Source organism: Neisseria subflava (assembly GCF_024205745.1).
Classification (GTDB): Bacteria; Pseudomonadota; Gammaproteobacteria; order Burkholderiales; family Neisseriaceae; genus Neisseria; species Neisseria flavescens_B.
In genome coordinates this window covers 1,666,741-1,680,846 of record NZ_CP073117.1, presented here as the reverse complement: position 1 = coordinate 1,680,846, position 14,106 = coordinate 1,666,741, and the positions used below count along the sequence as shown (strand labels likewise).

15 protein-coding genes and 7 tRNA genes are annotated in these 14,106 nt (G+C 47.1%); 10 read left to right on the top strand and 12 right to left on the bottom strand.

Annotated features, from left to right (window positions below; all coding sequences use genetic code 11):
• Positions 1-26: 26 nt before the first annotated feature.
• Positions 27-2,006: a transketolase gene (gene tkt, locus KCG55_RS08050; RefSeq protein ID WP_254322696.1), complete on the bottom strand. Its 1,980-nt coding sequence runs from the start codon at positions 2,004-2,006 to the stop codon at positions 27-29.
• Positions 2,007-2,454: 448 nt separating this feature from the next.
• On the opposite strand from tkt, the gene ccoG reads away from it, so the two are divergent.
• From ccoG to KCG55_RS08000, 10 genes are all read left to right on the top strand, one after another.
• Positions 2,455-3,939 (top strand): cytochrome c oxidase accessory protein CcoG, encoded by a 1,485-nt coding sequence (gene ccoG / locus KCG55_RS08045; protein WP_254322695.1) that lies wholly within the window; start codon positions 2,455-2,457, stop codon positions 3,937-3,939.
• A gap of 5 nt (positions 3,940-3,944) precedes the next feature.
• Positions 3,945-4,511, top strand: coding sequence for a FixH family protein (locus KCG55_RS08040; RefSeq protein ID WP_254322694.1), 567 nt, complete (start codon positions 3,945-3,947; stop codon positions 4,509-4,511).
• A 675-nt stretch (positions 4,512-5,186) separates the two neighbouring features.
• Positions 5,187-5,747, top strand: coding sequence for a CDP-diacylglycerol--glycerol-3-phosphate 3-phosphatidyltransferase (pgsA, locus tag KCG55_RS08035; protein ID WP_036472256.1), 561 nt, complete (start codon positions 5,187-5,189; stop codon positions 5,745-5,747).
• A 94-nt stretch (positions 5,748-5,841) separates the two neighbouring features.
• Positions 5,842-5,917 (top strand) — tRNA-Gly (locus KCG55_RS08030).
• A 34-nt stretch (positions 5,918-5,951) separates the two neighbouring features.
• Positions 5,952-6,027, top strand: a tRNA-Gly gene (locus tag KCG55_RS08025).
• A 24-nt stretch (positions 6,028-6,051) separates the two neighbouring features.
• Positions 6,052-6,127 (top strand) — tRNA-Gly (locus KCG55_RS08020).
• A 21-nt stretch (positions 6,128-6,148) separates the two neighbouring features.
• Positions 6,149-6,224, top strand: a tRNA-Gly gene (locus KCG55_RS08015).
• A gap of 39 nt (positions 6,225-6,263) precedes the next feature.
• A tRNA-Cys gene (locus KCG55_RS08010) sits at positions 6,264-6,337 on the top strand.
• A gap of 10 nt (positions 6,338-6,347) precedes the next feature.
• Positions 6,348-6,425 (top strand) — tRNA-Cys (locus KCG55_RS08005).
• Between the two features lie 21 nt (positions 6,426-6,446).
• Positions 6,447-6,536, top strand: a tRNA-Leu gene (locus KCG55_RS08000).
• A 335-nt stretch (positions 6,537-6,871) separates the two neighbouring features.
• Here KCG55_RS08000 and rfaD read toward each other — a convergent pair.
• The 11 genes from rfaD to KCG55_RS07945 all read right to left on the bottom strand — a co-directional run bounded on the left by rfaD (position 6,872) and on the right by KCG55_RS07945 (position 14,100).
• Positions 6,872-7,876, bottom strand: a complete 1,005-nt coding sequence (gene rfaD, locus KCG55_RS07995) for an ADP-glyceromanno-heptose 6-epimerase (RefSeq protein WP_049348399.1) — start codon at positions 7,874-7,876, stop codon at positions 6,872-6,874.
• Between the two features lie 138 nt (positions 7,877-8,014).
• Positions 8,015-8,977 carry a D-glycero-beta-D-manno-heptose-7-phosphate kinase gene (rfaE1, locus tag KCG55_RS07990; RefSeq protein WP_254322693.1) on the bottom strand — a complete coding sequence of 321 codons (963 nt, stop codon included), beginning with the start codon at positions 8,975-8,977 and terminating at the stop codon, positions 8,015-8,017.
• A 41-nt stretch (positions 8,978-9,018) separates the two neighbouring features.
• Positions 9,019-9,690: an NAD(P)H-binding protein gene (locus tag KCG55_RS07985; protein ID WP_254322692.1), complete on the bottom strand. Its 672-nt coding sequence runs from the start codon at positions 9,688-9,690 to the stop codon at positions 9,019-9,021.
• A gap of 13 nt (positions 9,691-9,703) precedes the next feature.
• A complete protein-coding gene (gene pyrF / locus KCG55_RS07980) occupies positions 9,704-10,435 on the bottom strand; it encodes an orotidine-5'-phosphate decarboxylase (RefSeq protein ID WP_254322691.1) in 732 nt (243 codons plus the stop codon).
• A gap of 110 nt (positions 10,436-10,545) precedes the next feature.
• Positions 10,546-11,193 (bottom strand): adenylate kinase, encoded by a 648-nt coding sequence (gene adk, locus KCG55_RS07975; protein WP_003746105.1) that lies wholly within the window; start codon positions 11,191-11,193, stop codon positions 10,546-10,548.
• A 71-nt stretch (positions 11,194-11,264) separates the two neighbouring features.
• The gene (locus KCG55_RS07970) at positions 11,265-11,783 is read right to left on the bottom strand and encodes a 3-deoxy-manno-octulosonate cytidylyltransferase (protein ID WP_254322690.1); all 519 of its coding nucleotides are present in this window, start codon (positions 11,781-11,783) and stop codon (positions 11,265-11,267) included.
• A 21-nt stretch (positions 11,784-11,804) separates the two neighbouring features.
• Positions 11,805-12,563 carry a 3-deoxy-manno-octulosonate cytidylyltransferase gene (kdsB, locus tag KCG55_RS07965; RefSeq protein WP_254322689.1) on the bottom strand — a complete coding sequence of 253 codons (759 nt, stop codon included), beginning with the start codon at positions 12,561-12,563 and terminating at the stop codon, positions 11,805-11,807.
• Positions 12,560-12,742, bottom strand: coding sequence for a Trm112 family protein (locus KCG55_RS07960; RefSeq protein WP_254322688.1), 183 nt, complete (start codon positions 12,740-12,742; stop codon positions 12,560-12,562). Before KCG55_RS07960 ends, kdsB begins: the two co-directional genes overlap by 4 nt.
• A 96-nt stretch (positions 12,743-12,838) precedes the next feature.
• Entirely contained in the window at positions 12,839-13,387 is a 549-nt protein-coding gene (locus KCG55_RS07955) for a DUF2059 domain-containing protein (RefSeq protein ID WP_254322687.1), read from the bottom strand.
• Between the two features lie 46 nt (positions 13,388-13,433).
• Positions 13,434-13,646 carry a hypothetical protein gene (locus tag KCG55_RS07950; protein ID WP_254321706.1) on the bottom strand — a complete coding sequence of 71 codons (213 nt, stop codon included), beginning with the start codon at positions 13,644-13,646 and terminating at the stop codon, positions 13,434-13,436.
• A 22-nt stretch (positions 13,647-13,668) separates the two neighbouring features.
• Positions 13,669-14,100, bottom strand: a complete 432-nt coding sequence (locus KCG55_RS07945) for a hypothetical protein (RefSeq protein ID WP_254322686.1) — start codon at positions 14,098-14,100, stop codon at positions 13,669-13,671.
• Positions 14,101-14,106 lie beyond the last annotated feature (6 nt).

Sequence of the window (14,106 nt, the reverse complement as noted above, 5' to 3'; positions counted from 1 at the left end):
CTTTTTATCTCAATCAAAAATCTGATTTACAAAACGGATTTAACAGTGGCAACCACATTGTCTACAGTAAAGCCGAATTCTTTAAACAGCAAATCAGCAGGTGCAGACTCGCCGAAGCGGTTGATACCGACCACTGCACCGTTCAGACCGACGTATTTGTACCAACCGTCGGCATGTCCTGCTTCTACGGCTACGCGTGGCAAACTTTCCGGCAGAACGGCGGCTTTATAGGCGGCATCTTGGCGGTCGAATACATTGGTAGAAGGCATGGAAACAACGCGTACGGCAATACCTTGTTCTGCCAATACTTTTTGCGCTTCCAGAGCCAATTCAACTTCAGAACCGGTTGCGATTACAACAGCTTGCGCATTGCCTTTAGCTTCACTGATCACGTAAGCACCGCGTTTGACGTCGTTCAGCTGTTGCTCATCACGTGCTTGGAATTTCAGGTTTTGACGGCTGAAAATCAGGCTGGACGGATGATCGGCTGCTTTAACGGCTTCAGACCACGCTACCAAAGATTCAACGGTATCGCATGGACGCCATACATCCATATTCGGAATCAGGCGCAAAGTGGCAGTTTGCTCGATAGGTTGGTGGGTCGGACCGTCTTCACCCAAACCGATGGAATCGTGGGTGAACACAAATACAGGGTTGATTTTCATCAGCGAAGCCATGCGCAAGGCGTTACGCTCGTATTCACTGAACATTAGGAAAGTCGCGCCGAATGGTTTCACACCGCCATGCAGGGTAAGGCCGTTCATGATTGCGCCCATGCCGAACTCGCGCACACCGTAGTGAATATAGTTGCCGCCGTGCTCTCGGGTAACGGAAACGCTGTTTGACCAGTCAGTCAGGTTGGACGGGGTCAAGTCAGCAGAACCGCCCACCAATTCAGGCAGCTCTTTTGCCAAGATTTCGATGCTGTTTTGGCTGGCTTTACGGGTGGCGATGGTTTCCGCTTTGGCACACACTTCTTTCAATGCGGCTTGAACGTAAGCATCGAAGTTTTCAGGCAGTTTTTTATCCATGCGGCGCACGAATTCTGCAGCTTCTGCAGGATATTTGGCTTGATATTGAGCGAAGAGTTCGTTCCATTCGGCCTCAAGTTTCGCGCCTTTTTCTTTTGCATTCCATGCAGCATAGATTTCTTGAGGGATTTCAAACGCAGGATAAGCCCAACCCAAATGTTTGCGCGTGGCTTCGATCTCGTCCGCACCCAAAGGCGCACCGTGGGTTTTATGGCTGCCTTCTTTATTGGCACTGCCTTTGCCGATTAAGGTTTTGCAGCAAATCAGGGAAGGTTTGCCGGTTTCGGCTTTGGCCGCTTCAATGGCCGTCTGAATGGCATCAGTGTCATGACCGTTTACATTTGGAATCACATGCCAGCCGTAACTTTCAAAACGTTGCGGAATGTTTTCGGTAAACCAACCATCCACTTTACCATCGATGGAAATATTATTGTCATCATATAAAACAATCAGTTTACCCAAGCCCAAAGTACCGGCAAGCGAGCAGGCCTCATGCGATACGCCTTCCATCATGCAACCGTCGCCCATGAAGACGTAGGTGTGGTGGTCAACGATGTTCAAACCGTCTTTATTAAATTCGGCAGCCAAGATTTTTTCGGCCAAAGCCATGCCTACTGCGTTGGCAATACCTTGTCCCAATGGGCCGGTTGTAGTTTCCACGCCGTCGGTGTAGCCGTATTCGGGATGACCGGGGGTTTTACTGTGCAGTTGGCGGAAGTTTTTCAGATCATCAATAGAAACGTTGTAGCCGGTTAGGTGCAACAGGCTGTAAAGAATCATGGAGGCATGACCATTGGAGAGGACAAAACGGTCGCGGTTGTAGAATTTTGGGTTGGCCGGATTATGATTGAGGAACTTCGTCCACAATACTTCCGCCATTTCCGCCATACCCATAGGCGCACCCGGGTGGCCGGAGTTGGCTTTTTGTACGGCATCGACTGAGAGGAAACGGATTGCGTTTGCCAGTTGAGACATGGTTTGACCTTCCTTGGACAAGATTGGAAATATGAAAAAGTGTGCCGATTATCGCCTGAATCAGCCGTGCTTTCAAGAATAGCCTTTTATATTTGCATTGTCAGACGGCATGATTTCCAATAGGCCGTCTGAAATGGACAGGATAGATGATATTAACTGTTATTTCGTTTTGAAACAGTATGTTGTAAATTTTTTATCGGATAAATAGTAAATCACTATAAGCATAAACCTACACTTATTCCGTAAGCCTTTGAATACTGCTCTTTTCAGACGGCCTTGTATGAGACAGGAGTACCTCAACTATTGTTAAGGGCAAGCCCCGCTTTTGCTTTGCATAGAGTCAAATGTTATGATTTTATATGCACGCCCAAGGCCGTCTGAAAATACTCACATCAAACTACTACCATGACAAAAGGCTTGTGTGCACTTCGATTAAGGAACACTGATTATGTCACCCGAAAACCAAGCTGAAAACACCACACCCTCAACAGAAAAAACGGCAAAAGCCACTCCGCCCAAACCTTCCAAACCCAAATCCAGCGTAATTCAAATTCACCCCGAAGGCGAACGCATCCATCCGAAAAAAGCAGAAGGACGCTTTGCCAAACTTCGTATCGCCGCCGTATTGGCGACCCAGTTTGTATTTTACGTAATTCCATGGTTTAACTGGAGTAACCGTCAGGCAGTTTTATTCAATATCCCTGACCGTCATTTTTTCATTTTCGGCCTGTCACTGGGCATGGGTGATTTGATTTACCTTGCCTTGCTGTTGATGATTTGTGCTTTCGGCCTATTTTGGTGGACAACCATTGCCGGTCGTTTGTGGTGCGGCTATTCTTGCCCGCAAACGGTTTACACCGAAATTATGCTTTGGATCGACAACTTGGTTGAAGGCGACCGCAACAAACGTTTAAAACTGGAAAAATCGCCTTGGAACTTTACTAAAATCCGCATTAAGGCCACCAAATATCTACTGATTTTCCTTGTCTGTGCGTGGACAGGTATCACTTTTGCAGGCTGGTTTGTCCCTATCCGCCAGTTTGTTCCCGATTTATTCACCGGAGCAGCAGGCGGCGGCGCAATGTTTGCCGCAGCGTTTTACGGATTCATGACCTTCTTCTTTGCCCACATTATGCGCGAAAAAGTGTGTCTGCATATGTGCCCGTATGCACGCTTCCAAAGTGCGATGTTTGACAAAGACACGCTGATTATTTCCTACGATACCGAACGCGGCGAACCTCGCGGTGCACGCAAAAAAACCGCCAACAAAGAAGACAGCGGTTTGGGCGACTGTATCAACTGCACCATGTGCGTACAAGTCTGCCCCGTCGGCATCGATATCCGCGACGGCCTGCAATACCAATGTATCGGTTGTGCAGCCTGTATCGACGCTTGTGACGAAATCATGGACAAAATGGGTTATCCGCGCGGCCTGATCCGTTACACCACCGAAGGCGCAATGGAGCATGAATACCCTGAAAGCGACATCAAAAAACGCCTGAAACGCCCTCGCGTTGCAGGTTATGGTGCAGTATTGTTTGTGGTTATTATTGCTTTCTTAACCGGCATTTCTACCCGTAAAATGATCGAAGTGGATATTCTGAAAGACCGCGGTGTGATGGTGCGTGAAAACAGCCAAGGCTGGTTGGAAAATGCCTACAACCTGCGCATCATTAATAAGAGTGAACATGAACAGACCGTTACTGCAACAGTCAAAGGTTTTGATGATATCGCCTTGACCGGCTTGCCAGAAAACGGTATTAAAATTGCGCCACGCGAAACCGTGACCATTCCGGTTCAAGTGTCCACCCTCCCTGAGTACGCCGAAAAAGGCAGTCAGCCGATTGAATTTACCTTCACATATCGTGAAACCGATGGCGCTGATGCCGAACCGACTGTCTTGAATGAAAAAGCAACCTTTATTGGAGAATAACAACGGTGTCCCAACCCAATCCCACTAAGCCTTGGTATAAACACATTTGGCCTTGGGTGCTGATGGCAGGTCCCATCTTTGTCGTTATCGCCAGCGTGTCTATGTTCTTCGTCGCAAAAGAATATACGACAGACTTGGTTTCCGACGATTACTATAAAGACGGCAAACATATCGAAATCCAGCTTCACCGCGATGAAGAAGCCGTTAAACGGCAGATTCAGGTGCAGGTTTTAATCAGTCCGGACATGAATGCCGCCAAAGTATTCGTCAGCGGACAATTCGATCCCAAACAGCCATTAAACCTGCTGCTGATGCACCCGACACGCAAAGCTGACGACCAAACCGTCAAGCTGCGCGCCGTAACTGCCGAACCACAAAACGGCCGTATGGAATACGAAGCCATCTTCAAACCTCTACCCCAAACCAACCATTGGTATTTGCGTGTTGAAGATACCTCAGGCGTGTGGCGTGTTGAAAACAAATGGATAGTCAGCCAAGGCAACGCAGTTAATCTGACGCCTATGGACAAATTGTTCGACAACGGCAAACAAGCCGCTTCAGAAGAACAATAAATCCCATGTTCAGGCCGTCTGAAACTTTCAGACGGCCTGAAAATCTTTATATCCTATATTCTTCTTTAAAATATGATTTTTTCCAATTGGCGCAGACTGACCGAAAACGAAGTCCGTATGGCAAAACAGGTTTTTACCGACGGCATAGACTTCAACCGCATTAAAATATATCGTGGCATCCCCTTCCTGCCCAACCCCAATACCGCTATCGCCCCCAATGGAAATATATATTTCCCGCGCAAACACTGCCCTGATGATTTCACTCAAGCCGGCATCGCCTACAAAATCTGGCTGATTCATGAACTGACACACGTCTGGCAACACCAGCTCGGTCACAAAGTTTGGTTATCCGGTTTATTCATTATGCTCAAAGGCGGATATAGGAAACGCAAAGCTTACGCCTATCCCATGCCTTTGCCTCACTTCAACCAACTCAATATCGAGCAGCAAGCCGACCTCGTTGCCCACTATTTTGCAGCCACGTACCTGCCCAAAAATATTTATACCCCTCAACAGCCCATTTTTCAGACGGCCTTAACAGACTTTCTTCACAACCCGCATAACAAAGCCCTATGCCCACGTTACTTGTCGGCAAAAAAACAACACTCAAAAAAGCCCAGCGAGCAAATAAGCTATAATGGACAATCCGACACATCGTCCAAAAGGTCCCAAACCATGCCTTGGAACATACCTATTTTACTTACCTGGATGCGCGTCCTATTAATCCCCGTGTTCACCATCCTATTCTATTTACCGAACACATGGATTCAACCACAAACCGTCAACTGGACAGCCGCCATCATCTTTGCACTTGCAGCTGTTACAGACTGGTTTGACGGCTTTTTGGCACGCCGTTGGAAACAAACCTCCGACTTTGGCGCATTCCTCGACCCCGTTGCCGACAAACTTATGGTTGCCGTTGCCCTACTCCTGCTCGTCAGCCTTGGCAGAACATACGCCATCTTCGCCATGATTATTATCGGCCGAGAAATCACCATTTCCGCCCTGCGCGAATGGATGGCACAAATGGGCAAACGCGGCAGCGTTGCAGTGGCCACTATCGGTAAATTCAAAACCACTGCCCAAATGATCGCCATCTTCCTTTTGCTTATCGGCACAGACAAATATAATGACCCTTTCTATCTCATTGGTAACATATTGATGTTTATAGCATCTGTATTAACCATCTGGTCCATGTGCTACTACCTGAAAATGGCGTGGAAAGAATTCAAATAAAATTTTTAAAAAAATAAAAACAAAACACTTGACGCACACGATTAAATCCATAATAATTGCGTCTTCTTCGATATACGAAGCAACAAATATCAGAGCGGGAATAGCTCAGTTGGTAGAGCGCAACCTTGCCAAGGTTGAGGTCGCGAGTTCGAGACTCGTTTCCCGCTCCATTCTGATTACTTGTTGATTGTTCTTTTTCAATATGCGGGAATAGCTCAGTTGGTAGAGCGCAACCTTGCCAAGGTTGAGGTCGCGAGTTCGAGACTCGTTTCCCGCTCCAGTTTAATTTCAGATGCACTTAAATGCGGGAATAGCTCAGTTGGTAGAGCGCAACCTTGCCAAGGTTGAGGTCGCGAGTTCGAGACTCGTTTCCCGCTCCATTAAATCATGCATCCGAATACGCGGGAATAGCTCAGTTGGTAGAGCGCAACCTTGCCAAGGTTGAGGTCGCGAGTTCGAGACTCGTTTCCCGCTCCAGTTTCAATACTACAAACAACACTCCAAAGTAGTTTATTTGGCGAGATAGCAAAGTGGTTATGCAGCGGATTGCAAATCCGTCTACGCCGGTTCGATTCCGACTCTCGCCTCCATCCATTTCATGGCGGGGTGGCAGAGTGTTTATGCTATAAGGGGTGCAACCCTTATACAGGCCGGTTCAAATCCGCGCCCCCGCCTCCAATATCTCAATTTATTGTCTACGCCCGGGTGGTGAAATAGGTAGACACAACGGACTTAAAATCCGTCGGCCCTAAACCGGCCGTGCCGGTTCGATTCCGGCTCCGGGCACCATTTACCGCTTTTAAGCGGTTATTTTTTTGTCTAGTACAATCTCAAACCATCAATTAAAAAAATAAATAGACTAAAAAACTTCCAGTCATTTTGATTTTACTGGTTATAGTATCATCTCATTTTATCTATTTACATCTAAGTACCCCAACAGCTTTTACAAATACTCCAGCAGATACACTGCTACCCTACTAAGCCTTTTTGAAACCTTTGTTGTAAAAAACGCTATTTCCATTTTTATCGAATAAAGGCAAATTTATAATTTTAAAGCCTCCCAAAATGATGAGGCCGTCTGAAACCCTTTTTCAGACGGCCTTTCTTCATTTAAGCAAAAGGGATTAAACCAAGTTCTCCAACATCCATTTAACATAACGGCTGACGCCTTGTTTTACATCCAAGAATTCTTCTTTATACCCGGCTTCGCGCAGCTTGGTGATATCCGCTTGAGTAAAGCTCTGATATTTGCCTTTAAGCGCATCTGGGAATGGGATATAACGGATAAGCTCTTCTTCAACCAGCTCTTTCAAACTCATTTCAGGCTTGCCTTCGGCTGCACGGCAGGCGTTGACGGTTGCGGCGGCAAGTTCGTTAAATTGTTGGCTACGGCCTGTACCGAGATTGAAGATGCCTGAAAGCTCGGGATGATCGAAGAAGTAAAGGTTAACTTTGGCAACGTCTTCTACGCTGACAAAGTCGCGTGTTTGCTCGCCGTTGCCGTAGCCATCATTGGCGCCAAACAGGTTAACATAGCCATGCTCGCGGTATTGATGAAAATGGTGGAAGGCGACGGATGCCATACGGCCTTTGTGTTGTTCCTGTTGTCCGTAAACATTGAAGTAGCGGAAGCCGACAACTTGGGCTGTCAGACCTTCTTTCATACGACGACGCAATACTTGGTCAAACAAGAATTTAGAGTAGCCATATACATTGAGCGGTTTTTCCAGTTCGCGCTCTTCGCGGAAGATTTCACCCTTGCCGTACACTGCGGCGCTGGAAGCATAAAGGAACGGAATGCGTTCATCCTGACACCAGTCCAAGAGATCAAGCGTGTACTGGTAGTTGTTGTCCATCATGTAAAGGCCATCATGATTCATGGTATCGGAACATGCACCTTGATGGAAAACGGCTTCAATATCGTCGTAAGGCAGAAGATGGCCGCGCACTTGGCGGATAAATTCGTGTTTATCGAGATAATGGGCAATTTCACACTCGGCAAGGTTTTTAAATTTTTCGCCTTTGCTCAAATTATCGACGGCAACAATGTCGGTAATACCGCGTTGGTTAAGTGCTTTGACGATGTTGCTGCCGATAAAGCCGGCCGCGCCTGTTACGATAATGGTCATAATGAATTTCCTTTATTTTGATTTTTCAGACGACCTTGAAGAAATCATGCCGTCTAAAATAAAAACTTTGCTGTCTGGATTATTTTCCAACTCTATTTTCAGACGGCCTTTAGATTTTAAGGCCGTCTGAAACAGCAATTATTGCTCTTCCAATGCCTTAGTCAATTCTGCAAATGAGCAAACCGCCGTACCAAGTTTCGCTACGACAACCCCTGCCGCAGTATTGGCAAGGTGCATCGCTTCGGGCATGGTATAACCAGCAGCCAAACCCAAGCCCACTCCAGCAATAACGGTATCTCCCGCACCGGATACATCATAGACTTCTTGCGCTCGTGTAGGCTGATAAATCGGCTCGCCCTCATTGAACAGTGTCATACCCTCTTCGCTTCGGGTCAGCAAAATAGCAGTCAAATCGAGATGACGGCGCAGATTCTGGGCTTTTTCGGTCAAATCATTTTCGTTTTTCCAGCTGCCCACTACTTCTTTCAATTCTGCACGGTTAGGCGTAATCAGCGTAGCGCCGGCATATTTTTCGTAATCATCGCCTTTCGGATCGATTAAAACGGGTTTACCGACCTGCTTCGCCCAATCGATCATATCGGAAATATGCGACAAACCGCCCTTGCCGTAATCTGAAAAAATAATGGCATCGTATTCAGGCAACACTTCACGAAATTGATGTTTGATTTGTTCCAACACTTCACGATGAGGTAATTCTTCAAAATCAAGTCGGATAAGCTGCTGGTTGCGAGCAACAACGCGCAGTTTGACAGTAGTCGCAATCTGCTTGTCGCGCATCAGATAGGAAGAAACACCGTCTTGCGCCATCAACGCATCCAGTGCATCTGCAGCTTCGTCATCGCCGCTCACGGACAACAGCCCTACTTTACCGCCCAATGAGGCAATATTGCGCGCAACGTTTGCCGCCCCGCCCGCCCGCTGGTCGATACGGGCGATTTTCGCCACCGGCACAGGGGCTTCAGGAGAAATGCGGGACACATCGCCAAACCAATAGCGGTCGAGCATCACATCGCCGACAACAAGGACTTTGGCTTGTGCAAAACGTGATTTAAGGGTTTCTTGTTGGAACTTGGTTACCATACTGGCTCCATTAAAATCTCTGTGTAAGGCCTGTTATCAGATTATTGATCTAACAGCCTAAAAATATCTTGAGGCTCATATACCTGCATATGGTTTTTCGAGTACAACGCCTGTTCATGAGATGACAACAACGCTGCTTTCAGCATGGCTTGTGCCAATTTTTCGACAGCAAGCGGACGTTGGCTTTTCAGCATGCCGATGCGGTTGAATCCATACAAAATCCGTTCGGCAATTTTCTCACCCAATCGGTCGCTATTCGGACGAATCAGCAATGGTGGACGGAAAATGATGAGGCACGGAAAGTTCAAAGCAATTAATGCCTGCTCCAATTCGCCTTTCATCCTTTGATAAAACAGGCGCGAAGCAGAATTTGCACCGGAAGCGGAAACCAAAACCAAAGTATTCACGCCGTTTTGTCTGGCTGCTTTGGCAAATTCAAGATTCGCTTCATAATCGATAGCCCATTGCGCTTCTTTACTGCCAGCCGCTTTCAAGGTAGTTCCCAAGCAGGCAAACAATACATCGCCCTGCACTTCTTCGTGCCAAATATTAGGCTGAGTAAAATCAATTTGATGGCTATTTAGCTTTTGGTGGGTAAAATCAGGATGTCTGCGACCAAAACAGTCGATAGACTCAACCTCTGAACTGGCTGCAAGCAGAGGCAACAAGGATTTTCCTGTTGCGCCTGTCGCACCAATTACAATCGCCTTCATACTTCAGACGGCCTTAAGCGTTTGCCACCCGATTGACTTCACGCAATACGGCTACCGGATCTGCAGCTTTGGTTACCGGACGGCCCATGACCAAATAGGTTGAGCCGGCAGCCAATGCTTCGGCTGGTGTCATGATGCGGCGTTGGTCGTCGTTGTTGCCCGCAACGTCCAAGCGGATGCCCGGTGTGACCAAGACAAAATCCTGTCCCAATTCACGGCGCAGCGGCGCGGCTTCTTGGGCGGAACAGACCACGCCGTCCAAGCCTGAACTTTGCGTCAGTTTTGCCAAGCGGATGACTTGCTCTTCGGGAGCGATATTCAAACCGATTTCTGCCAAGTCGCTTTGTTCCATACTGGTTAACACGGTTACGCCGATCAAAAGCGGCTTGGTTTGATATCCGGCAACGGCTTCTGCTGCGGCTTCCATCATACGGCGGCCACCGGAGGCGTGCATATCGACCATCCAAACGCCCATATCGGCGGCAACTTTACAGGCTTGAGCAACTGTGTGGGGAATATCGTGGTATTTCAAATCGAGGAAAAGTTTGAAACCTTGATTGATTAAGCTTTCTGCCAAATTACGGCCGGTTGCGGTAAACAGCTCTTTGCCGATTTTGATTTGACACAGTGTCGGGTCAAGATTGCGGACAAATCCGAGCGTATCTTTTTCGTTGGCAAAATCGAGGGCGACGATAACGGGGGTGCGTTGTTGCTGAGTTTGGAAGTCGGAGATCAAGGGATTCATAAGATGCCTGCGGATAAACGGTTATAGCTTCGATTTTAACAGCTTTTGTACACATAAGGCCGTCTGAAAATATTTTTTCAGACGGCCTTATGATTTTACTTCGGCAAAACTTATTTGCCCAAACCTTTCAGTACTTCGGCTTTTACAGCTTCTACTGCTTGGGTGCCGTCGACTTTGATGTATTTCGGCGCGTGTTCGCCTTCCAGTTTGCTGTAAAAATCAACCAAAACTTCGGTTTGCTCGTGGTAAACGGCAAGGCGTTTTTTCACGGTTTCTTCTTTGTCATCGTCGCGTTGAATCAAATCTTCGCCGGTTACGTCGTCTTTGCCTTCGACTTTAGGTGGATTGTAGGTAACGTGGTAGGTACGGCCGGAAGCCAAATGCACACGGCGGCCGCTCATGCGGTCGACAATCACGCTGTCAGGTACATCTATTTCAACCACGGCATCTAAATCCACACCGGCTTCAACCATGGCTTCGGCTTGTGCCAATGTGCGTGGGAAACCGTCAAACAGGAAACCGTTTTTGCAGTCGTCTTGGGCAATGCGCTCTTTAACCATGCCGATAATGATGTCGTCGCGTACCAAACCGCCTTCATCAATGATTTTTTTTGCTTCCAAACCCAGCGGAGTGCCTGCTTTGATGGCAGCGCGGAGCATGTCGCCGGTAGAGATTTGAGGAATGCCGAATGCAGCAGTGATGAATTGAGCCTGTGTGCCTTTGCCGGCGCCTGGTGCGCCCAACAATAATACTTTCATGATGAGTCCTTTTGGTTGACGGATTTAATGTTCAGATAATTTTACACGGCTTGTGTTTATCGTTCAAAACTTCAGACGGCCTCTTTCGGGCCGAAATGCTTCCATGCATCGTCGCGCATTTCGATAAACCATGAGTCTTCGGGGAATCGCTCTATCGCGTCTTTCAAAGTGGAAAGCAAGTTTTGCGATAAGGCTTTCGCCAAATATTCTTCCTCATTGGCTTCGGCCGCTTTGTCAGGCTGCTGCGCCAGACCGATTGCACGGGTTTGATGGCCATGAGCCAAATAGTTGAGCGCAATGATTTTTTGTGCCCAAAGCTGCGGAATATCGGGATTGTCTTGCAGCAATACCGACAAAATCGATACGGCAACGGTCAAGCGTCCGCCGTTCATACGCAAGTCCAACGACTGGTTGGGCGGCAAAGTGCTGAGCATTTCTGCCATGCGGAACCAAAACTCGCCGCTGGCCTGCTCCGGCGCCTCTATTTTCAGCATGTCATAGTTGAATTCTTGTTCGTCATCTCTTACCAGCTTCTCCACGTCGGCAAGCAATTTTTGTTCTTCACGGCTCAAATGGCGGAAATCATTCATGTCTTTTCCTTTCAGACGGCCTTAAGCTTTAAACGCAACACGTACTCTGTCCAAATCTTCCTGCGTATCCACACCTGCAGCAGGCGCTTCTTGGGTGATTTCAACAGCAATCGGATAACCGTGCCACAGGACGCGCAACTGTTCCAGCGATTCGATGGTTTCCAAAGGTGAAACATCCATTTCCGAATAGCGTTGCAGGAAGCCTGCACGATAGGCATAAATGCCGATGTGGCGCAAAACGGCTGTTTCGGAAGGCAATTCGCGTTTTTCGGCACGCATCACATCGCGCGGATAAGGAATCGGGGCGCGGCTGAAATAGATGGCGTTGCGGTTTTTATCAAGGACGACTTTGACGACGTTGGGATTCATAAACTCGTCAAAATCGTGCAATTCATGGGCGGCGGTCGCCATTTGCACATTGTTTTCAACCAAAACTTCGGCTGTACGGTTGATAAGTTCGGGATCAATTAAAGGCTCGTCGCCTTGTACGTTCACAACAATCAGATGTTGCGGCAGTTTCAGCGTATTGGCCGCTTCGGCAAGGCGCGTTGTACCGCTTTCGTGTTGATTGGAAGTCATGACCACTTCGACACCATGCGCCTGACAGGCCGTCTGAATATCGGGATGGTCGGTGGCAACGACAACACGCGCAGCCTTGCTTTTCGCTGCCTGCTCGGCAACGCGTACAACCATTGGTTTACCGTGAATATCGGCCAAAGCCTTACCCGGCAGACGTGAAGAATCCAACCGCGCCGGAATCAATACGACAAATTCGGTCATGCTTTCAGTTCCTCTTCGCTCAACGGGCGCGCTTCGTTTTTCAACATATAAGGGATGCCGTCACGAATCGGATAAGCCAACTTCGCCTGACGGCTCCACAATTCCTGTTTGTCTTGATGGTATTCGAGTTTGCCTTTGGTTACAGGACAAACGAGGATGTCTAAGAATTTTTTTTCCATGGGGTTTACTTTCGGGTTTGATAAATTGGAGGTCGTCTGAAATATTTTTTCAGACGACTATAATTTATTTCTTATGCTTTTCCCAACCTATTTGGCTTAATTACAGCTTGCATCAGTTTTTTTGCCGCCGCACATGATACCTTGCATCTCTTTCGCAAATTCAGGCATATGACGCTGTGCAACTTTCTCTGTTAATGCCAATCCAAAAGTCATTAGTTCGTTCATAGCTTGATTGAGCATAAGAGGAGTCTTAACAGCAACAGCCTGCCCGACAGGTGAACTATTAAAGGCAATCATGCCGTTAACTTCTTCTTGAGTGTATGTTAATTTGGCGTTCTTTAATAAATTATTGCGGATAGTCTGTTTCACTTCGGGCGTAATCAAATCTCTCAAAACATTTTCGCGATAACGGTCAATAGCTTTTGCTATTTGCTCTTTTTTCGCTTCCGGTACTTTGGCAAGGGCTTTATCTGCATACGGTTTAAATCCAACATTGAAACCGTCAATCATATTTTTTTCTAATTCCCGGTCAAAATTCTGCGTATCCAACCAACGCTCCAGCGACTCATCGCTAGGTGTAGCGGCAAACGCATTGGCACACAAGGCCAGCATGGCGAAGGGCAATAATAAGGTTTTCAGTTTCATTTTTTTCTCCTTTTCAATAAAAAAATATTTTCAGATAGTCGGAAAATTATTTGGCACATTCCGAAGAATGTTTATTGCCCTTGCACAAAATATCGCGCGTTTGCGCTTCAAAAGCAGGCGTATATTTCCTGCTTGCGTTGATATAGTTGTTGCTCATTGTCTTTTCAACAATCTCATCATTCAATTTATCGAAACGTTCCACCTTTTCAAATGCAGACTTACCGGCCCCATGCTCAAATACTTTTACTATGCTATCCACGTCTGCTTGGCTCAGGACATTATCAATATCTCCGCCATGCCGTCTGAGATGATTGATTTTTTTTCAAAATACCCTTGCCCCGAGGGGAAGAGAAAAAGCGGTTGAGCACATCGACTTCTTCTTGTGTAAATACTTTCTGTACGGCACGCTTTTCTTCATCCAACCATTGTTTTTTCAACTCAGGGCGGCTCAAATCGTCTTGCATGTTTTTCATATAACGACTGATGACCGCCTTCATCTGCGCTTTTTGAGCTTTGGGCGTCATCGTTAACAAGCGCTCATTGTCCTCTTTATTCACCATCTCCAAAGAACGTTGTACTTTCTCGCTATAATTATTGCTTATCCCTTGAATCTCCAACCATTTCATTACAGATTCATCACTTGGTTTAGCAGCTAAGCTTTGAGTGGATACAAATAAAGCTGCACAAGCGACCAACAAATATTTTAACTTCATGATTTA